The following is a 20,204-nucleotide window of genomic DNA, read 5'->3' on the forward strand; positions in this document are numbered from 1 at the left end:
GCGAATTGATTCGCGCGGATAGAGTCGCCGTATGGACAACAGTGCACCCATATCCCGTGTGGCCCTGAAGAAAATCACCCCCGACGTTTCCGCGGCGATGGGCTCCCTGCATGCCGCCGCCGTTTCCGCGGCCCAGGACGCCAAAGTCGAACCGGAACTCCTCGAACTGATCCGGATCCGCGCCTCGCAGATCAACGGCTGCGCCTTCTGCATCGACATGCACACCAAGGACGCCCGCGCGGCCGGGGAGACCGAGCAGCGCGTGTACGCCCTGAACGCCTGGCGGGAGACCCCCTTCTTCACCGCCCGCGAGCGTGCCGCACTGGCGTTGACCGAGGCCGTCACCCTGGTGCACGACGGCCGGGTGCCGGACGCGGTGTACGCCGAGGCCGCGGAGGTCTTCGACGAGACACAGGTCGCCGCGCTGATCTGGGCGGCGACCGTCATCAACGCGTACAACCGGATCGCCATCGCCACGCGGATGGTTCCGGGGGGTTATCAGCCGGCCAAGAAATAACGCCGAACGCGGGTATCGGCACTTCACGCCGATACCCGTCCGTTCGTATCTCTATTTCTCCGGCAGCGGCTCCATGGCGTCGTCCAGCCGCGTCCGCCATTCCGGCGCTCTTTTCGCCGGCGCTCTATCCACCGGCGCTCTTTTCATCGGCGCCGCTCGCGACGGCCCTCCAGTCCATTCGGTTACCGGCCGGATTCCGTGCAGCGCGTTCACCAGCCACACCTCGCGGCTCTCCAACTCGGCCACGGTCCGCTCGCGGTGGGCCACGGGGATCCCCTCGCGCCGGGCCCGTTCCTGGACGAGGGCTACGGTCACCCCGGGCAGGACCGGCAGCCGGGGCGGCGGCAGGCACAGGATGTCGTCCTCCCACCACAGCACGCTTGCGGTGGCCGCCTCCAGCACGCAGCCGGAGGGCGCGACCAGCACCGCCTCCTCCGCGCCCGCCTCGCCTGCCCGCTCCCGCACCCGGGCGAGGGCCGCGAGGTCCGGTCCCTTGCGGCGGGGCACGGTCCGAGGATCGGACTGCCCGGCCGCCCAGACCCGCACGCCGGTCCCGAGCGGGGGAGCGTGCCGCAGCAGCAGCCGCAACTCCTGCGCGCCGGGCGCGAGTTCGACGCGGGGGAACCACTCGCCGGTGCGGGGCAGCGCGTCGGTCATGTCCCGCCAGAACTCCAGCAGCCGCCGCATCGGCGGGCCGTCCACCTCGCCGCAGGCCCGTAGGAACCGCTCCCGGTGCCGTTCCAGCCCGCGCACCCTGCCGTCCCGCACCAGCCACGAGTCCGCGACGAGGAGAGGTGCCGTCACTGCCGTCGCCTCCGTAGCCGGGGTCAGCCCCCGGGCCGGTGACCACACCGACATCCCCTCCGCGACGACCGGTCGTGTCACAGCCCCTCCCTTCTCCCTCAGTACTTGCCGCCGGCGTTCACCGGCGCCCCGTGCCGCGGCCCGTACGGGGCGTGCTCCAGCCACGCACCGCACCACGGCAGCACCGGCGCGAGCGCGGCCGCGGCCCGCTGACGGGCCCGTACGATCCGGCGCCGGGGCCGCAGATGGTCCAGCGCGGCACCGGCGGCGGCACTGTTGAACAGCGCCGCGGACCGCCGTACCTCGGCGAAGTCCTCGACCGTCCCGGCGGCGACGGCCTCCGCGGCGGCCGCCGCGTCCGCGATGCCGCTGTTCATGCCGCGCGCCCCGAAGGGCGGGAAGAGGTGCGCCGCCTCCCCGACGAGCAGCACTCGCCGGTGCGGATCGGTGAACGAGGCGGCCACCTTGCGCACGAAGCGGTACGTCGACACCCACAGGACCCGCTCCCCGTACCCCTCGCCCACGACCGCGGGCAGCCAGCGCCGTACGGCCTCCTCGGTCCCGAACTCCTCCTCCAGGTCGTCGTCCCGGCACTGGAGGTCGACCTGGAAGCCCCCGGTGAACGGCACCCGCATCACACCGCGGCCACCGACCCCCGGATGCTCGTAGTGGAAGATCCGCTCGGGCGGCGGCTCGGGACCGGGCCCGTGGGCCACGTCGACGACCACGTGGAAACCCGCGCCCCGCTCGCCCTCCAGGGCGATGCCCAGGGCGCCCCGCACGGCGGACCGGGCGCCGTCGGCGGCGACGGCGTACTCGCAGCTCCACTCCCGGCCGTCGGCGCAGCCCAGCCACACCCCGGTCGTCGTCGTGCGGACACCCAGCACCCGTGCGTCCCACACGAACTCCACGCCCGCCCGCTCGCACGCGGCCCGCAGGAAACGCTCGGTGTCCACCTGGCGCAGGCTGGTGAACGGCGGCGGGCCCTCCCTCGGCGGATAGGTGCGGGAGTACACCTCGCGCCCCCGGTACAGGGTCCTGCGGGTCCGCCAGGTCTGTCCGTACGCGGTGATCTCGCCGGCCAGCCCCGGCCGCATCGCGTCGAGCAGGGCGAGGGTCTCGCGGTGCACGAACAGGGCCCGGCTGCCGGGCCGTTCACGGTCCTCGGGGTCCGCCTCCAGCAGCACCACCTCCCGCCCGCGCGCCCGCAGCGCGAGCGCCGCCGACAGGCCCACGGGCCCGGCGCCGACCACCACGACCGGTGTCACGCGCGCGCACCCTCCGCCAGCATCCGGGTGATCTCGACCCGCTTCACCTTCCAGGTCGCCGTCATCGGCAGCTCCTCGAACCGCCACTGCCGCGGCTCGGCCATCGCCGGCAGATCCGCCGTCGCCTCCCGCCAGCGCCCCCGGTCCAGCGGGCGGTCCCCGCGCACGCACACCACCGGCACCGGCTCCCGGTCCGCACCCGGCACGACGACGACCTCCCGCAGCTCCTCCAGGCGTTCCATCAGGGCGTCCTCGATCTCCAGACTGCTGGGCACGGAGTCGATCCGGTCGATCTCCCGGTCGGTCAGGTGCAGGGTGCCGAGCCGGCTGCGGTAGCCCATGTCGCCCATCTCCCACCAGCCGTCGTGGAGTTGCCGTTCGTAGCGGTCCTGCGAGCCGAGATAGGTGAGGATCCGCCCCCGGGTACGGGCCTCGATCCTGCCGTGCGTGCCGGCGGCGACCCGCTCACCGCCCGGGCCCGTCACCCGCACGCGCGTGAAGCCGGGTATGCCGATCCCGACCCGCCGCCCGTCCGCACGTGCGGCACTGCGCCGGGTGAACCACTGGAAGGCCACCGGCCCCGTCTCGCTCTGCCCGTACAGCTGGATCAGCCAGGGCGAACGGCGCTTCGAGGCGTCCAGCAGCCGCCGGACCGTACGCGGATGGATCGCGTCGAACGTCGAGCCGTACGACCGCACCCGCGACAGTGGAGCACCGGGCGCGTCGGCCAACTCCTCCCACAGCACGAAGGTGTTGGGGTGCGTCTCGACGATGCCGGGCCGGTGCCGGGTGAACAGCGGTCCCACCGCGGCCGGGTCCGGATCGGTGATCAGCACCAGGGGGCTGCCGAAGTGCAGCAGGACGCCGAGCAGATGGTAGAAGCGCGAGTGCACGAACGACATGTGCAGCGCCGCGGTCTCCCCGCGCGTCGGCCAGCCCATCGCCTTCTGCGGCACGAGCCGGTTCCACATGGTGTTCGCGCAGTGCACGGCGAGCTTGGGCAGGCCCGTGGTGCCCGAACTGTGGGTGATCAGCGCGGGTTCGCGGGGGTGGAGGCGGACGGGAGTCGGGGGCTCGGTACCGGCGTACCGCTCCAGGGGCTCGGCCCCCGGCGCGGCACCCACGGACAGCACCTGGCGCACCCGCAGCCCGACCCCCTTCAGCGGTCCCTCCAGCTTGGCCCGGTCGGTCACCAGCCACGGCTGCCTGAGCCGCTCGATCAGCTCGCCGACCACCTCACCGGCCAGGCCGGGGGAGAGCAGCACGGGAACCGCGCCGATCCGGGAGACCGCGCAGGTCAGCAGGACGATGTCGACGTTGTCCGTCTTGTGCACGACCACCTGCTCCGAGGGCCGCACCCCCGCCTCCCACAGGCACCCGGACAGCTCCTCGACGACCTCAGCCAGCGCCGGGTACGTCAGATCGACACCGAGGGCGGGGTGGGTGTCCAGCGGCCGGTCCAGGGTGACGAAGACGGCGCCGTGCCGCTCGGCCGCCCGGCGGAACACCGGGCCCAGGTAGAACCCCCGGTCGATGAAGGGGGGTTGCTGTTCTCGCATGGGGCCGTTCCTCTCTGCGGTGCCTGTGCTGTGCTGGTGGGGTGTGCGTGCGGGCGCCCTTGCGGACGCGTGGGCACCGGGCGCCCTGGCGGGCAGGCGATCACTGGGCGCCCTGGCGGGCAGGTGATCACCAGGCGCCCCGGCGGACCAGGTGCCGACGGAGCTTGCCGGTCGGGGTGCGGGGGAGCGACGGGACGAGGCTCACGCTTCTCGGCACCTTGAAGGCGGCCAACTCCTCGCGCGCCAGCCGGAGGAGGTCCTCCTGGAGGCTCCCGTCGGGGACCGGGGCGACGGGGACGACGAAGGCGCGCAGCCGGCTGGCCCCGCTCCCGTCGGTGACGGCCACGACCGCGACCTCCCGCACCGCCGGGTGGGTACGCAGTACGGCCTCCACCTCCAGCGGGGAGACGGTGATGCCGCCGACCATCTCCATGTCGTCGGCGCGCCCCAGGTGCCGGTAGCTGCCGTCCGGCTCGCCGACCGCCCGGTCACGGGTGGCCAGCCAGCCGCCGGCCAGGGCGCGCGCGGTCTCCTCGGGCCGGTTGAGATAGCCCGGGGTCACCGTCGGGCCGCGCACCCACAGCTCGCCCTCCGTGCCGTCCGGGACCGGGTGGCCCGCGTGGTCGCGCAGTTCCACCTCGAAGCCGGGCACGGGGCGGCCGACGGTGCCCGGGCGGTTGTGGTCGAAGCCGTTGGCGCAGAAGGCGTGACCTGCCTCGGTGGAGCCGATCTGCTCCAGCACCGGCGCGCCGAGCAGTTCCCCGACCCGCCTGCCCAGCTCCTCCGGCAGCCCCTCACCGGCCGAGACCGCGGCCCGCACCGAGGCGAAGCACGTCTGGTGCCCGCTGCCCCGGTCGGCCACCAGCGCGGCGTACGCGGACGGCACCGAGTAGAGCAGCGTCACCCGGTGCCGCACGACGAGTTCGTCGACGGCGGCCGGGGTCGGGCGGCGGTCCACCAGGACGGCGGAGGAACCGGAGAACAGCGGGAAGACGAAGGCGTTGCCGAAGCCGTAGGCGAAGTACAGCTTCGACACCGACAGGGTCACGTCGTCCGCGGTGACCCGCAGCAGCCGCCGCCCGATCAGGTCGTGGTACGCCTTCGGGTCGCCGTGCGTGTGCACGACCCCCTTGGGACGGCCCGTGGTGCCCGACGTGTACTGGACGTACAACGGCGCGTGCGCGTCGACCGGGTGGGCGGGCGCCGGCCCGGCGGAGGCGGTGAGCGCGAGCAGTTGGTCGGCGCCGAGCCGGGACCGCCCGGCGAACCGGTCCTCCAGACCCGGCCCCGTCACACACAGCGCCGCTTCGGCGTCCGCGGCCATGAACGCGTGGTCGGCCGTGGGGAGTTCGGGATTGACGAGCACGGCCACCGCCCCGAGACGCGCCACGGCGAGGAAGGCCGTCACCCAGGCGATCCCGTCCGGCAACGCCAGCACCACCCGGTCGCCCGGCCCGACACCGTGACCGGAGAGCACGCCGGCCGCCCGGGCCGCGAGCGCGTGCACCTCGCCGTGGGTCCAGGCCCGGTGACCCTGGTGGAAGGCGGGCCGGTCCGTCCAACCGCGGCGCTCGGCGAGATCGGCGAGCTGGGCGGCGAGATTGCCGGGGGCGTCGAAGCCGGCCGGGGACAGGACACTTTGCGCAGTCGTCATCGCACCGGCTCCTCGGTGGCGGCCGTCTGTCCCCCGAGGGCATCCGCGCGCACCGTCGCGTGCCGCCGCTGCTGCGCCGTCCGCTCCGCGGTGTGCAGGTGCAGGGCGCTCATCTGGGCCGCCGTCTTCAGCAGCATCTCGTCGTACTCGGCGACCGGATCGGAGTCGAGGACGATCGCGCCCCCGGCACCCAGGTGCATCAGCCCGTCGGCGAACACCGCCGTACGGATCACGATGTTGAGATCCGCGCCCCCGCCGCACCCCAGATAGCCGAGAGCGCCCGAGTAGACCCCGCGGGCCTCGGTCTCCAGGGAGTCGATGATCTCCATCGTGCGCAGCTTCGGCGCCCCGGTCATCGAACCGCCCGGAAAGCAGGCCCGCACGCACTGCACCGCGTCGATCCCCTCCCGCAGCCGCCCCTCCACGGTGGACACGAGCTGGTGCACGGTCGGGTACGTCTCCGTGGCCATCAGCCGGGTCACCCGCACCGACCCGGTCCGGCACACTCGCCCCAGGTCGTTGCGGAGCAGGTCGACGATCATCAGGTTCTCGGCGCGCGTCTTGGCGTCCGCCGCCAGCGCGTCCCGCAGCCGGGCGTCCTCCTCCGGTCCGCTTCCGCGCGGCGCGGTGCCCTTGATGGGCCGGGCCTCGGCGACCCCCTCCCGGGTGATCCGCAGGAACCGCTCGGGCGAGGAACCGGCCACGTCGACGTCCCCGAACCGCAGGAAGGCCGCGTAGGGAGCCGGGTTGACCCGGCGCAGCACCCGGTAGAACGCGTACGCGTCCGGCGGGGCGGGTAACCGGGCCGCGTTCGTCAGACAGACCTCGTAGCTGGTGCCCGCTCGTAGCTCACGTCCGCAGGACTCGATGTCGGCGAGATAGGCCGCCCGGTCCCGCACCAGCCAGGGCTCGGCGGCGGCGAGGTCGGGTTCCGGGCGCGCACCGGAGGCGGTGGGCGCAGTGCGCGCAGTGGACGCGGTGGGCGTGGCGGACCTGGTCGGTGCCGACAGCGCCGGTGCCGCCGTCCGGTCCGGCTCGGTGGTGACGAAGGTCAACTGGGCCAGCGCGCTCTCCAGCCAGTCCTCGGCCTCCCGCGCGGCCTGCGGGGTGTCCTCGGCCAGACAGACCGCGTAGGTGAACCTCTTCAGATGGTCCACGGCGATCAGCCGGTCGGCGAACAGCCAGCAGGCGTCCGGGACCTCGGAGGTGTGCCGGTTCGGCGATCCGCAGTCGGCCTTCGTCTCGTAGCCGAAGTAGCCGACATAGCCGCCGGTGAAGTCGAAGGGCAGGGCGCCGGCGTCCACCCGACGGCTCGTCAACTGCCGCCTCAGATAGTCGAAGACGCTCGCCGCGACCTTCCGCGTCGGACGCCCGGCCCGCTCGATCTCGCACCGGCCGCTCTCGACGTCGTACCGGACGAACTCCGCGAGCGGGCCGCTGTCGTCCCCGAAGAACGAGAACCGCGCACGTCCCTCCTCGACCAGCGCGCTGTCCAGCCAGAACGCCCGCCGCGACGCCGCGTGCATCCGTGTGAAGGCGGCCTCCGTGTCGACCGCGCCGGCGATGCGCCGGGTGTGCAGCCGATAGGCGGGAGCGGCGGCCGGCCGGGGGCGCGGGACGACCCGCGCGGGCCGGGGGATCACCGCCTCGGGCGCAGGCACGGCGGTGTTCTTCGTACGCGGCCTGCGGGCCCGCTGCGCCGTGAGGTTGCGGAAGTTCACGAGCATGCGGTGGCCGTACTCGGTGAGCACGGACTCCGGATGGAACTGCACGCCCCACAACGGCCGGCTGCGGTGTCTGAGCCCCATCAGCACCCCGTCCTCGGCCCAGGCGGTGGCCTCCAGCGTCTCCGGGAGCGGCTCGGTCACGGCCAGCGAGTGGTAACGGACCGCGGTGAAGTCCTGCGGCAGCCCCCGGAACAGGTCCTGTCCGTCGTGCCGGACCACTGACAGATGGCCGTGCCGCGGCTCCGGGGCGGCCCCGACCCGGCCCCCCTCCCCGAGCGCGATGCCCTGGTGCCCCAGACAGACGCCGAGCACGGGGATCGCCGACTCGGCGAGGACGGCGGTACTGAGTCCGAAGTCCCGAGGTTCGGCCGGGTGCCCCGGCCCGGGCGAGACGACGACATTGTCGAACCCCGCCAGGAATTCCCCGAGACCGGAGTCGGGAAGGCCGCCGGCCGCGTCGTTGAGGACGACGACCGGTTCCTCACCGTTGACCTCGGCGACGAGCTGGAACAGGTTGTACGTGTACGAGTCGTAATTGTCGATGAGCAGGGTCTTCACCCGCCCACCTCCCTCGGTTCGTTCCGGACCTATGCGGTCCGTCTTTTGTGCCGGCCGCGAAGGGCCTGGAGCGGTGGATACAGCCATTTCCTGAAGAAACGCTGAAGCCGGGGCATGAGAATCCAGGTGACGAGAGCCGTCACACACAGGCACAACAGCAGCGTGCGGACGAGCGGATTGAGTCCGCCGAGATAAGGAAGAACGATAAGATTGAACAGGAGCACCGGCGGAAAGACCGCGCTCATGTTCACGAACCACAGTTTCCATTTCGCCGGCGGGGCGGGCGGCTTCGGTGTGGCGGTCTGTGCGTCGAACCACGTCCTGGAGCCCCGCACGCTCCTGCGTTCCGTCTGCCGGGCGAAGCCCACCGCCCGGGCCTCCCACTGGGTCCGGGCGGTCGAATCCTCCCAGGCCCGGGACGTTCCCTCGCTGGCGAAGCGATAGACCACATGCCACTCCGCCTCTCGGTCGACAAGGACGCCACCCCCCAGGAAGCCCGGCTGCCGCGAACTCGCGGCCAGCATGGCCCACCCCCACGAGTGGAAGTCGGCCTCACGGCCCGGCACCACGTGATAGGCCACGGTGACGGTGACGGGATTACTGCTCACACCGTCGTATACGCAATGCCTTCACAGCACGTTCAAATATTCAACGAAGCTTTTTCCGGCTGTCCGGATCGTGACTCTTTATCGGAATTTCGGTCGGCATGGCTCACCTTGTCGAGCTGTACCGGCAGTAACTCAAGTAGCCCTCACGGAATTCGCAGCGGGGATTGCGGAGCGGAATGCGCCGGAGCCTCCCCGAACCTGGCCAGGGCCAACGCCCCCGCGACGGCCACCGCGAAACCCAGCACCGCCACCCACGCCAGCCCCTCCCGGGTACGGTCCCCGAGCCACACCACCCCCACCAGCGCGGGCCCGATCGTCTCCCCGATCACCATCCCCGCGGTCGCCGTGGTCACCGACCCCCGCTCCAGCGCCGAGGTCAGTGAGAGAAACGCCGCGCCACCGCCGACGAGCAGCGCGTACGCCGCCGGGTTGGCCGGCAGTGCCGACGGCGCGAGCGAGTCGATCAGCCGCACCGCCACCTCGACCACCCCGAACCCGAAGCCGGCACCCAACCCGAGCGCCAACGCCCGCGCGCGGTCCGGCAGTCGCCCACCCCACAGGGCGAGCGCCAGCACCGCCAGGGCGGTCCCGAGCATCGCGTACTTCAACGCCGTAGGGCCGCCCCGGTCGCCCTCCGTCCCGGACGCGATCCCCAGCAACGCCATCCCCGCGCACACCACCCCGACCGCGCCCCACTCACGCCCCTTCAGCCGGACCCTCAGCAGCCGCGCCGACACCACCGCGGTCACCGCGAGACTCGCCGCGAGCGCCGCGCCGACCGCGTAGATCGGGACCGACCGCAACGCGGCGATCTGCAACAGGAACCCCAACCCGTCCAGGGCCAGCCCCGCCAGATACCGCCACTGCCGCACGGCCCGCAGGAACAGCGTCACCGCGAACGCCGTCCCCCCGCCGTCACCGCCGCCCGCGTCCGCGGCCCGTGCCGCCATCGCCTGGAGCACGGTGGCCGTGCCGAAGCAGACCGAGGCACCGAGAGCACACACCATTCCAAAGAGCACAAAGTGACCTTAGGGGAGGTGATGAGAGGTGGACTGCCTTCGGGCAAGCTCTTACTGATCTCTAAGCTGTCCGCCGGACACGCGCACACCAGGCCCAGGGCCTGACCAAGGGGGAGACACGAACATGGCGGACGCACGCCGGCGACTTCGCTCGGGCACGGTCGCACTCGGCGGGGTGGGACTGCTCGCCATGGCCCTGACCGCCTGCTCCTCCGACCCCGACAAGCGCTGTGTCGACCGCGACAGCTACACCCTCGGCAAGGGTTACAAGGTCGTCGCCGACAAGAACTGCAAGTCCAGCACCTCGGCCAACGGCACCTACTACTACGGCGGCAAGAAGAAGGGGAGCTGGGTCTCGGGCGGCTCCTTCACCAAGAAGTCCGGCAAGAGCTCCGGCGGCTCGTCCAGCAGCGGCGGCAGCGGGGTCGACCGCGGCGGCTTCGGCAGCGGAGGCAGCGGGGACGGCGACGGCGGCGGCCACAGCGGCGCCGGCAAGGGCAGCTCCGGCGGCTGAGGCCGGACATCATGCGTCGACACACCATCACCCCCCGCCCCGGCTGGCAGCAGACCGTCGAGGCCCAGGGCCTCGTCTACCCGCTCACCCGCCACCCCGACGACTCCCTGCGCCCCTACTGGGACGAGAGCGCCTACTACTCCTTCACGCTCCCCGAGGTGGAGGCGCTGGAGGAGACCGTCGAGACCCTCCACCGCATGTGCCTGACCGCCGCCGACCACATCGTCACCGCGAACCGCTTCGCCGACCTCGGCATCACCGACCCGCGCGTCGCCGAGGCGGTCGCCGAGTCCTGGCGCCGGCGTGCCGAACTCCCCTCCGTCTACGGCCGCTTCGACCTCCGCCACGACGGCGACGGCCCGGCCAAGTTGCTGGAGTACAACGCCGACACACCCACCTCCCTCGTCGAGGCCGCCTCACCCCAGTGGTTCTGGATGGAGGAGCGCTTCCCCGGCGCCGACCAGTGGAACTCCCTCCACGAACGCCTCGTCGCCGCCTGGAAGAAGCAGGCCGCCCTCCTGCCGCCCGGCAGCCCGCTCTACTTCGCGCACTCGTCCGCCGACGAACTCGGCGAGGACCTCATGACGGTCGCCTACCTCAAGGAGACCGCCGAACAGGCGGGCCTGGACACCGACTGGATCTCCATGGAGGAGATCGGCTGGGACCCCCTCTCCGGCCGGTTCGTCGACAACCAACTCCGCTTCATCCGCAGCTGCTTCAAGCTCTACCCCTGGGAGTGGCTCACCACGGACCGCTTCGCCACCCACGTCCTCGACACCCTCGACAACGGCGGCGGCACCGGCAGCACCCTGTGGATCGAACCCGCCTGGAAGATGCTTCTCAGCAACAAGGCCCTCCTCGCGATCCTCTGGGAGCTGTACCCGGACCACCCCAACCTCCTCCCCGCCCACCTCGACGGCCCCCGGCACCTGGCCAACACGACCGGCTACGTCGCCAAGCCGCTGCTCGGCCGCGAGGGCGCCGGGGTGACGGTCCACGAACCCGGCACCGGCGCGGTGCTCCGCGACGAGCCGTGCTGCTACCAGGAACTGGCCCCCCTCCCCGCCTTCGACGGCAACCACGTGGTCCTCGGCGCCTGGATCGTGGAGGACGAGTCGGCGGGCCTCGGCATCCGGGAATCGTCCGGCCTGATCACCGACGAGTACGCACGCTTCTTGCCGCACGTGATCTTCTGAGGCTGCGGCCGGGGGAGCCGGCCCTGGGGGGCTGGGGGGCTGGGGGCTGGGGGCTGGGCTGCGGGGGTGTGTGGGCCGGTTCCGGGGGCTCGTCGAGGGTGCGTGGTGCAGAGTCGGGGCGGCCGGGAAGTGTTCGTCCGGTGGGCACCCCGGACCGCGTCCCCGTAGCCCTACCGACGAGCGCCGGAGAAAACGCGTTGTCGCGCCGCGCCCGGCCGCGTTACGGTCGGCGCACTCTGACGCACACGCTCTCTGGAACCATCGCCGCAGAACGGGAGCAGGTCCGCGCACAGCGCGCGGCACCACGGAGGGGCGGCACCGGATCCGGCCGACCGGCGGATCCCGTATGCCCTCCGGAGGACTCTCCCATGAACATCGGCCTCGGCCTGCCCATCGACGACCCCGCCGAGCTGCTCACCTGGGCCCGGCGCGCCGACGCGAGCCCCTTCCGCACCCTCGGCCTGCTCGACCGCCTGGTCTACGACAATCCCGAGCCCCTCATCACCCTCGCGACCCTCGCCGGTGCCACCTCCCGCATCCGCGTCCAGACCGAGGTGCTGCTCGCCCCCCTCCACAACACCGCCCTGCTCGCCAAGCAGACGGCGACCCTCGACCGCCTCTCGGGCGGCCGCTTCACACTCGGCATCGGTGTCGGTGGCCGCGAGGACGACTGCCTGGCCGCAGGCATCGACATCCACCGCCGAGGCCGCCGCCTCGACGAACAGCTCACCCTGCTGCGCCGCGCCTGGTCCGGCGAGCCGTACGGAGAAGGCGTCGGCCCCATCGGGCCCGCCCCCGCCACCCCCGGCGGCCCCGAGGTCCTGTTCGGCGGCTTCGCCCCCGCCGCCCTCGAACGCGTCGGCCGCTTCGGCGACGGCTTCCTCGGCGCCGCCCTGCCGCCCTCCTTCATGTCCAACCTGTTCCGCGACGTGGAAACAACCTGGCAGAAGCACGACCGCCCCGGCCGCCCCCGCCTGGTCGCCCAGGCGAACGTCGCTCTCGGCCCGGACAGCACCCTGGAAGGGGCCCGCCGCAACCTCCGCGACTACTACGCCTTCAGCGGCCACGTCGCCTACATGGAGGCCGGCCTGCTCACCACACCGCGGCAGATCCGCGAGACCGCCGACGCCTACTTCGGCATCGGTGCCGACGAGGTGATCCTCTACTGCTGGGCCTCGGACGCCGACCAGATCGACCGCCTCGCCGACGTGCTGTTCTGACGTCCACCGCAGCCACGGCTTCGAGGCCCGGGACCCCACGGCCCGGCCTCGAAACCGTCGCTCGCATGGTGGACGCCGCACAGGTGCCCTTCGACGTGCCCGGTAGGCTGGCCGACAGGCCGTGACTGGCGCGCTGGGATGGGACGGACCATCGGGGAGCGGCCTGTGAGTGACCAAGTGCCGTGCGCCTGGGCCGAACCGTGATCCGTGACCGCTTCAAGCCACGCAACCCGGAGGCCGCCATGTCAGAGCAGCAGCCCCTGTCCACCGAGTCCACGGCTTTCCGCGCAGCCCTCGACGTGATCCGCGCCGTCGAGCCGCGCGTCGCCGACGCCATCGGCCAGGAGGTCCACGACCAGCGCGAGATGCTCAAGCTGATCGCCTCCGAGAACTACGCCTCCCCGGCCACCCTCCTCGCGATGGGCAACTGGTTCAGCGACAAGTACGCCGAGGGCACCGTCGGCCGCCGCTTCTACGCCGGCTGTCGCAACGTCGACACCGTCGAGTCCTTGGCCGCCGAGCACGCCAGGGAGCTCTTCGGCGCCCGCCACGCCTACGTCCAGCCCCACTCGGGCATCGACGCCAACCTCGTCGCCTTCTGGTCCGTCCTCGCCCAGCGCGTCGAGGTCCCCGCCCTGGAGAAGGCCGGCGTCCGCCAGGTCAACGACCTCTCCGACGCCGACTGGGCCGAGCTCCGCCAGGCCTTCGGCAACCAGCGCATGCTCGGCATGTCCCTGGACGCCGGCGGCCACCTCACCCACGGCTTCCGCCCCAACATCTCCGGCAAGATGTTCGACCAGCGCTCTTACGGCACCGACCCCGCCACCGGCCTCGTCGACTACGACGCCCTGCGCGCCTCGGCCCGCGAGTTCAAGCCGCTGATCATCGTCGCCGGCTACTCGGCCTACCCCCGGCTGGTCAACTTCCGGATCATGCGCGAGATCGCCGACGAGGTCGGCGCCACGCTCATGGTCGACATGGCCCACTTCGCCGGTCTCGTCGCCGGCAAGGTCCTCACCGGCGACTTCGACCCGGTCCCGCACGCCCAGATCGTCACCACCACCACCCACAAGTCCCTGCGCGGCCCGCGCGGCGGCATGGTGCTGTGCGACGACTCCCTCAAGGACCAGGTCGACCGCGGCTGCCCGATGGTCCTCGGCGGCCCGCTCCCGCACGTCATGGCCGCCAAGGCCGTCGCCCTCGCCGAGGCCCGCCGGCCCTCCTTCCAGGACTACGCCCAGCGGATCGTCGACAACTCCCGCGCCCTCGCGGAGGGCCTGATGCGCCGCGGCGCCACCCTGGTCACCGGCGGCACCGACAACCACCTCAACCTGATCGACGTGGCCTCCTCCTACGGCCTCACCGGCCGCCAGGCCGAGGCCGCCCTGCTCGAGTCGGGCATCGTCACCAACCGCAACGCCATCCCGGCCGACCCGAACGGCGCCTGGTACACCTCCGGCATCCGCATCGGCACCCCCGCCCTGACCACCCGTGGTCTCGGAACCGCAGAGATGGACGAGGTCGCCGGTCTCATCGACCGCGTCCTCACCACCACGGAGCCCGGCACCACGAGCAAGGGCGCACCCTCCAAGGCCCAGCACATCCTGGACCCGAAGGTCGCGGACGAGATCTCCCACCGGGCCACCGACCTCGTGGCGGGCTTCCCGCTGTACCCGGAGGTCGACCTCGGCTGACACGCGTCCTGTCTTGAGTTGTCAAAGACCGGCGACTCCTAGAGGTCGATGAGTTCCTGTCGTGGCTCGTCCCGCGGCGGTCCGGCCCCCGGCCCGACCGCCGCGCGGCGTATCAGCCGCGTGCCGCCGACTCCCGCCGCGAATCCCACGACGAGCCCCGGCACCGCCCACCACACGCCGCGCTCCGGGCCCGTCGAACCCTTCGCCCCCTCGCCCCGCCCCTCCCCGGCACCGCCCGCGAGGCCCGCCCGGTCCAGCCGGTCGAAGACCTCCCGAGGCGCCCGGTGCCAGCGGATGTCGTCGTCCTCCAGCTCCGGCGCCGGATCCGAGCGCACCCACGGTGTGCCGTCCCCGGCCAGGAACAGCTGGTCCTCCCGCGCCACCGCCACATCACCACCCGGCGCCGAATCCGTCGAAGGCCAGCCGCCGACCCCTGTCAGCCCCCAGAGCACGGTGAACCGCACGGGCGGATAGCGGCCCTCCTCCCAGGCGTCCGAGACCGGCTCCGTGCCCGTGTACGTCGGCTGCAGAAGCTGCCACAGCCGAGTGAAGTACGGCTCGTCGGCCCGCACGGCCTGCGTCCGTCCCGAGCCGCCGGTGACGACCATGGCCAGGTCGGGCCTGTCCAGGCTCGCCTCCCGAGTCGGCTGTTTCGCCGCGTCGGCCGCAGGCACCGTGAGCACGGTCACCACCGCGGCCAACGGTGCGAGCGCCGCGAACACCCTGCGCGGTGCGAGCCGGAGTTCTGCGAGTCTGCTCCGCACTGCCATCCCCCTCGATCGACCCGGCCTTGCTTCCTCAAGCTCGCGAGCACGTCCTTTCGTCACACATCGCGCAGTTCCTGACGCGGCCCCGGCTCTGCGCGCAGCCGGCCCCACGGCTTGCCCAGCACGAACGGCCGCAGTACCAGCGCCAGTACCGCCCCCGCGGCCAGACCCGGAATCGCCCACCACCACTCGGTGTCGTCGTCCGCGGTGGACGACAGGCTCGCGGACTCCGTGTCCGCCGCCCCCGCGTCGCTCTCCGACTCCTGCGCGGGCGCCGGGATGATGGCGTGGCCCTCGCCGGAGACCTTGCCCATCACACCCAAGTCCGTCAGCAGGGCGCGCAGTTGAGCGGGGTTCTTCGTGCGGTGCCAATGGCCGTTCACCGCCTCCGGCACCTCGCTGTGTATCCAGACCTGGTCCCCGTCGGCCAGCGGGTAGACCTGGTCCAGCCGCCACGGTGAGACGTCGTGCGCCATCCAGGTGACGTTGATCTGCCGGGCGGCGAGCAGCTTCTCCTCGGACGGCCTGGTACGGGTGTCCGCGCTCGAAGGACCGAGCAGCCGATCCAACTCCGCGTACCGCTCGTCGGAGCAGTACAGCGACGCCGTCTCCCTGCTCTCCGGCGAGACCACCAGCACGCTCGTCGGCCCGCCCGCCGACGCGGACGGCGCACCCCACACGGTCACCGCGAGCAAAGCCCCCAACACGCCCGCCCCTGCCGCCAGTTCACGACAACGGCTCCTCAGCCCGCCCCTGCTGCTCTTCATGCCGACCCCCAACAGACGATCCCCGTGCGGCCCGTCCGCGAGCCGCGTGTCACTTCTGGTACACCGCCCGGCCCGACGGGGTTCCCACTTCGCCCGCACTAATCCGAGGACTTCCCGGCGCCCTCGCTCTCCGGTTCGCCGAGGGACTTCGCGATCTCCACAGCCCGCGCCTTCGACGCGACCCCTTCCAGCCGCAGCGTCACATCCGGCACGTCCAGGACGCCCGACCTGTGCATCCACAGCAGCGTCGGCCCGGCGGTCCGCTGCTCTCGCGCGTAGGGGGAGCCGGCCGCGTCCACCAGCCAGAAACTCAGCAGATGGGGCCGCGGAAACCACAGAGCCGTGTCATTGACCGCCCCGAGCTCCGAGGAGCCCCCGCGCAGCGAGAGCCACTCCGGCTGCTCCCGCACACTCTTGGTGAAGCCGATGTCCAGACGGGCCGGGTACTCGTCCAGCCGGACGGTGCGCCCCCGCTCACGCCAGCACAGGCTCACCAGGGACCGCCCCCGCGGCTCGGCCGTCACCGTCACCACGTCCGGAGGGCCGAGTGCCGTCGGCACCAGCGGTTCGAACCCCGCCCGCCGCTCGGCCTGCGCCAGTGACACCGAACGCCCGCAGCCGGGCACCTCCGCCCCCGGCGAGGGCACCGTCGACGGGTCGTACCGCACCTCGACCCCGCCGAAGTCGAACCAGTCCAGGACCGCCGCCCGCACCGGAGGGGTGAGCGCGAGCACCGCCAGCAGCCCGCACAGGGTCGCGGTCAGCGAACGCCACCGCGCCCGCGTCCACCGCCGCACCGCCCGCAGCCGCTCACCGGGACCCGACGCCTGCGCCACCGGGACCGGCAGCCGCTCGGCGAGTATCTGCTCCAGCACCCGCTCCACCATCGACTCGGCCCCGCCCCCGCCCGGCGCGTCCAGCGAACGCCCGAGCGCCCGCAGCTCCTCGGGCAGTCGGGACGCACGCTCACGCGCGCCGTCGCCGGGGCCCTCACCGCCGTAGGACTCACTCACGCTCATCACCCCCTTCCCGGAGCTCGACATCGGGCAGCAGCTTGCCGAGTCTGCGCAGCGCACGGTTCAGCCGGGACTTCACCGTCCCCCGGGGCCAGCCCAGTGCCTGGGCCGTCTCGGACTCGTCCATCTCCAGCAGATAGCGGTAGGTGACGACCAGGCGGTGTTCCTCGCTCAGCTTTTGCAGCGCGGACTCCAGGGCGGCACGGCGCTCTATCTCCACGGCCGCCGTCGCGGGGTCCGCAGATTCCGGTATGAGCGGCTCGGCCTCCGCGAAGGCAGCCTCGCGGCCGGCGAGCGTGCGCTGGCGTGCCGCCGCGCGCACTGTGTTCCTCGTCTCATTGGCCACGATCGACATGAACCATGGCTTGAACGCCGAGCCCTCCTTGAAGCGGCCCAGCGAGCAGTACGCCTTGACGAAGGCCTGCTGCACCACATCCTCCGCGTCCGCACCCGCCCCGAGCGCCGCGGCCGCTCGCAGCGCCAGGCCCGTATGGGCCCGCACCAGCTCCGCGTACGCCTCCGGGTCTCCGGCGCGTACGCGTGCGATCACCGCGGCCTCATCGACGATGCGGCCCCCCTCCCGCGTCCTCACATCATGGGTACACCGCCCGGACCGAATCGGTTCCCACCCGTGGCACATCTGTTTCCGACTGGTTCCGGATCGGCCCCCGGCACCTGAGAGAATGGTGGGCATGGCCTCTGATCGACCCCGCGTGCTCTCCGGAATCCAGCCCACCGCAGGCTCGTTCCACCTCGGCAACTACCTCGGCGCCGTCCGCCAGTGGGTGGCCCTGCAGGAGTCCCACGACGCGTTCTACATGGTCGTAGACCTGCACGCGATCACGGTCCCGCAGGACCCGAAGGAGCTCACGGCCAACACCCGCCTGGCCGCCGCCCAGCTCCTCGCCGCGGGCCTCGACCCGGACCGCTGCACGCTCTTCGTCCAGAGCCACGTCCCCGAGCACGCCCAGCTCGCCTGGGTCATGAACTGCCTCACCGGCTTCGGCGAGGCCTCCCGCATGACCCAGTTCAAGGACAAGTCCGCCCGGCAGGGCGCCGACAGCGCGAGCGTCGGCCTGTTCACCTACCCGATCCTCCAGGTCGCGGACATCCTGCTCTACCAGGCCAACGAGGTGCCGGTGGGCGAGGACCAGCGCCAGCACGTCGAGCTGACCCGCGACCTCGCCACCCGCTTCAACGGCCGTTTCGGCGAGACCTTCACGATCCCGAAGCCGTACATCCTGAAGGAGACGGCGAAGATCTACGACCTCCAGGACCCGTCGATCAAGATGAGCAAGTCGGCGTCCACGCCGAAGGGCCTCATCAACCTCCTCGACGAGCCGAAGGCCACCGCCAAGAAGGTCAAGAGCGCGGTCACGGACACCGACACCGTCATCCGCTACGACGCCGAGAACAAGCCGGGCGTCAGCAACCTGCTCACCATCTACTCGACCCTGACCGGCACCGGCATCCCGGAGCTGGAGCAGCAGTACGAGGGCAAGCTGTACGGCGCGCTCAAGACGGACCTCGCCGAGGTCGTCGTCGAGTTCGTCACGCCTTTCCGGGAGCGGACCCAGCAGTACCTGGACGACCCGGAGACGCTGGACTCGATCCTGGCCAAGGGCGCGGAGAAGGCCCGCGCGGTCGCCGCGGAGACCCTTGCCCAGACGTACGAGAAGGTCGGCTTCCTGCCCGCCAAACACTGACCGCCGCCCCGGCCCGTCGGCACCGGCCGCCGGGCACCGGGCGTACCGCACACCAGCACCACCGGGCAGAGCGCTGCACATCACTATGCCTGCGCCTGCCCACAGCACAGCCGTGGCCGTACAGTCGATAGCCGGACGGCTGGGAACCGATCCGACAGGACGACCGGGACGAACAGGAGACGACGTGGGGACCGTAACGATCGGTGTGTCGATCGCGGTCCCGGAGCCTCACGGCAGCCTGCTCCAGGAGCAGCGTGCGGGCTTCGGCGACGCCGCGGCTCACGGCATCCCCACCCATGTCACGCTCCTGCCGCCCACAGAGGTCGCGGACACCGCGCTGACCGCCATCGAGGCGCACCTCACCGAGGTCGCCGCGGCGGGCCGGCCGTTCCCGATGAAGCTGTCCGGCACCGGCACCTTCCGGCCGCTGTCACCCGTCGTGTTCGTCCAGGTCGTCCAGGGCGCCGAGGCCTGCACCTGGCTCCAGAAGCAGGTCCGTGACGCCTCCGGGCCGGTCGCGCGGGAACTCCAGTTCCCGTACCACCCGCACGTCACGGTGGCCCACGGCATCGACGAGGCGGCCATGGACCGCGCCTTCGAGGAGCTCGGCGACTTCGAGGCCGAGTGGCCCTGCACCGGCTTCGCGCTCTACGAGCAGGGCGCCGACGGGGTGTGGCGCAAGCTGCGCGAGTTCACCTTCGGCGGGTCGGTCGTGCCGCCCCAGGCGGGGCACGTGGAGCGCGGCTCCCTGCCCACGAGCCAGTTGTAACTCCTGGTACAACCGCTGTCACCGGTTGTACTGCCTGGTGCTACCGCTGCCACCGCGGCTCCGCCCGCCATACCAGGAGTTACAGCGGCAGCCGTCGCAACAGCGCCCGCGGCACATGCCGTACCGCCGACATCACGACCCGCAGCGCTCCCGGCACCCACACCGTCTCCGAGCGGCGCCGCAGGCCCAGCTCGATCGCCGTCGCCACGGCCTCCGGAGTGGTCGCGAGCGGCCCTTCCTCCAGGCCGGCGGTCATCCGCGACCGCACGAACCCCGGCCGTACGACCATCACGTGCACGCCCGTGCCGTGCAGGGCGTCGCCCAGCCCCTGCGCGAACACGTCGAGGCCGGCCTTGCTGGAGCCGTAGATGAAGTCGGCGCGGCGGGCGCGCTCGCCGGCGACGGAGGAGAGCACGACGAGCGAGCCGTGCCCCTGGGCCTGCAACGCGCGCGCGGACACCAGGCCGGCCGAGACGGCGCCCGTGTAGTTGGTCTGCGCCACCCGGACCGCGGCGACCGGGTCCCGCTCGTCGTGGGCCTGGTCGCCGAGGATCCCGAAGGCGAGCAGCACCATGTCGACGTCGCCCTCGGCGAAGACCTTGCCGAGCACCGCCTCGTGGGACTCGGGGTCAAGGGCGTCGAAGGCGACGGTACGGACCTCGGCCCCCAGGGTGCGCAGTTCCGCGGCGGCCGACTCCAGGCCGGGGGAGGGGCGCCCCGCCAGCCACACCGTGCGGGTGCGACGGACCACGAGACGGCGGACGGTGGCCAGCGCGATCTCGGACGTACCGCCGAGCACGAGCAGGGACTGGGGGATGCCGAAAGCGTCCTTCACGAACAG

Annotated in this window: 19 protein-coding genes and 1 riboswitch; of the genes, 7 read left to right on the top strand and 12 right to left on the bottom strand. The window is 72.2% G+C overall.

The annotated features are described in order from the left end of the window. The first annotated feature begins 31 nt into the window (after nt 1–31). Complete coding sequence (locus ABZ098_RS07750; protein ID WP_356588285.1) at nt 32–517, top strand: carboxymuconolactone decarboxylase family protein; 486 nt, start codon at nt 32–34, stop codon at nt 515–517. A gap of 51 nt (nt 518–568) precedes the next feature. On the opposite strand, the gene ABZ098_RS07755 is transcribed toward ABZ098_RS07750, so the two are convergent. From ABZ098_RS07755 to ABZ098_RS07785, 7 genes are all read right to left on the bottom strand, one after another. Continuing rightward, nucleotides 569–1,402, bottom strand: coding sequence for an aminotransferase class IV (locus ABZ098_RS07755; RefSeq protein ID WP_356588287.1), 834 nt, complete (start codon nt 1,400–1,402; stop codon nt 569–571). Nucleotides 1,403–1,419: 17 nt separating this feature from the next. Beyond that, on the bottom strand, nt 1,420–2,589 hold the full coding sequence (locus ABZ098_RS07760) for an FAD-dependent oxidoreductase (RefSeq protein WP_356588289.1): 1,170 nt from the start codon (nt 2,587–2,589) through the stop codon (nt 1,420–1,422). Continuing rightward, entirely contained in the window at nt 2,586–4,148 is a 1,563-nt protein-coding gene (locus ABZ098_RS07765; RefSeq protein ID WP_356588291.1) for an AMP-binding protein, read from the bottom strand. The genes ABZ098_RS07760 and ABZ098_RS07765 overlap by 4 nt, the downstream gene beginning before the upstream one ends. Before the next feature lie 127 nt (nt 4,149–4,275). Further along, nucleotides 4,276–5,802, bottom strand: coding sequence for an AMP-binding protein (locus ABZ098_RS07770; RefSeq protein WP_356588293.1), 1,527 nt, complete (start codon nt 5,800–5,802; stop codon nt 4,276–4,278). Then, nucleotides 5,799–8,087: an aminodeoxychorismate synthase component I gene (pabB, locus tag ABZ098_RS07775; protein WP_356588295.1), complete on the bottom strand. Its 2,289-nt coding sequence runs from the start codon at nt 8,085–8,087 to the stop codon at nt 5,799–5,801. The genes ABZ098_RS07770 and pabB overlap by 4 nt, the downstream gene beginning before the upstream one ends. A gap of 29 nt (nt 8,088–8,116) precedes the next feature. Continuing rightward, entirely contained in the window at nt 8,117–8,695 is a 579-nt protein-coding gene (locus tag ABZ098_RS07780) for a hypothetical protein (RefSeq protein ID WP_356588297.1), read from the bottom strand. 143 nt (nt 8,696–8,838) lie between these two features. Beyond that, the gene (locus tag ABZ098_RS07785; RefSeq protein WP_356588299.1) at nt 8,839–9,702 is read right to left on the bottom strand and encodes a hypothetical protein; all 864 of its coding nucleotides are present in this window, start codon (nt 9,700–9,702) and stop codon (nt 8,839–8,841) included. Between the two features lie 136 nt (nt 9,703–9,838). Between ABZ098_RS07785 and ABZ098_RS07790 the strand changes: the two genes are divergently transcribed. The 4 genes from ABZ098_RS07790 (at nt 9,839) to ABZ098_RS07805 (ending at nt 14,338) form a co-directional block, all read left to right on the top strand. After that, nucleotides 9,839–10,228, top strand: a complete 390-nt coding sequence (locus tag ABZ098_RS07790) for a hypothetical protein (RefSeq protein WP_356588301.1) — start codon at nt 9,839–9,841, stop codon at nt 10,226–10,228. An 11-nt stretch (nt 10,229–10,239) separates the two neighbouring features. After that, nucleotides 10,240–11,424 carry a glutathionylspermidine synthase family protein gene (locus ABZ098_RS07795; RefSeq protein WP_356588303.1) on the top strand — a complete coding sequence of 395 codons (1,185 nt, stop codon included), beginning with the start codon at nt 10,240–10,242 and terminating at the stop codon, nt 11,422–11,424. 368 nt (nt 11,425–11,792) lie between these two features. Beyond that, nucleotides 11,793–12,644, top strand: coding sequence for an LLM class flavin-dependent oxidoreductase (locus ABZ098_RS07800; RefSeq protein WP_356588305.1), 852 nt, complete (start codon nt 11,793–11,795; stop codon nt 12,642–12,644). Between the two features lie 111 nt (nt 12,645–12,755). Continuing rightward, nucleotides 12,756–12,845: riboswitch (ZMP/ZTP riboswitch) on the top strand. A 41-nt stretch (nt 12,846–12,886) separates the two neighbouring features. After that, the gene (locus ABZ098_RS07805; protein WP_356588307.1) at nt 12,887–14,338 is read left to right on the top strand and encodes a glycine hydroxymethyltransferase; all 1,452 of its coding nucleotides are present in this window, start codon (nt 12,887–12,889) and stop codon (nt 14,336–14,338) included. Nucleotides 14,339–14,376: 38 nt separating this feature from the next. On the opposite strand, the gene ABZ098_RS07810 is transcribed toward ABZ098_RS07805, so the two are convergent. The 4 genes from ABZ098_RS07810 to ABZ098_RS07825 all read right to left on the bottom strand — a co-directional run bounded on the left by ABZ098_RS07810 (nt 14,377) and on the right by ABZ098_RS07825 (nt 17,438). Continuing rightward, nucleotides 14,377–14,946 (bottom strand): hypothetical protein, encoded by a 570-nt coding sequence (locus ABZ098_RS07810; protein ID WP_356589343.1) that lies wholly within the window; start codon nt 14,944–14,946, stop codon nt 14,377–14,379. A gap of 215 nt (nt 14,947–15,161) precedes the next feature. Further along, entirely contained in the window at nt 15,162–15,812 is a 651-nt protein-coding gene (locus tag ABZ098_RS07815) for a hypothetical protein (protein ID WP_356588309.1), read from the bottom strand. Between the two features lie 158 nt (nt 15,813–15,970). Beyond that, a complete protein-coding gene (locus ABZ098_RS07820) occupies nt 15,971–16,885 on the bottom strand; it encodes a hypothetical protein (protein WP_356588311.1) in 915 nt (304 codons plus the stop codon). Continuing rightward, on the bottom strand, nt 16,878–17,438 hold the full coding sequence (locus ABZ098_RS07825) for a sigma-70 family RNA polymerase sigma factor (RefSeq protein WP_356588313.1): 561 nt from the start codon (nt 17,436–17,438) through the stop codon (nt 16,878–16,880). Before ABZ098_RS07825 ends, ABZ098_RS07820 begins: the two co-directional genes overlap by 8 nt. A 142-nt stretch (nt 17,439–17,580) precedes the next feature. On the opposite strand from ABZ098_RS07825, the gene trpS reads away from it, so the two are divergent. Further along, the gene (trpS, locus tag ABZ098_RS07830; RefSeq protein WP_356588315.1) at nt 17,581–18,594 is read left to right on the top strand and encodes a tryptophan--tRNA ligase; all 1,014 of its coding nucleotides are present in this window, start codon (nt 17,581–17,583) and stop codon (nt 18,592–18,594) included. A gap of 184 nt (nt 18,595–18,778) precedes the next feature. Beyond that, entirely contained in the window at nt 18,779–19,363 is a 585-nt protein-coding gene (locus tag ABZ098_RS07835; protein WP_356588317.1) for a 2'-5' RNA ligase family protein, read from the top strand. 79 nt (nt 19,364–19,442) lie between these two features. On the opposite strand, the gene ABZ098_RS07840 is transcribed toward ABZ098_RS07835, so the two are convergent. Beyond that, entirely contained in the window at nt 19,443–20,198 is a 756-nt protein-coding gene (locus tag ABZ098_RS07840; RefSeq protein ID WP_356588319.1) for a decaprenylphospho-beta-D-erythro-pentofuranosid-2-ulose 2-reductase, read from the bottom strand. Nucleotides 20,199–20,204: the final 6 nt, after the last annotated feature.

Origin of the sequence: Streptomyces sp. NPDC006335, from assembly GCF_040612795.1 — a bacterium.
Taxonomy (GTDB): Bacteria; Actinomycetota; Actinomycetes; order Streptomycetales; family Streptomycetaceae; genus Streptomyces.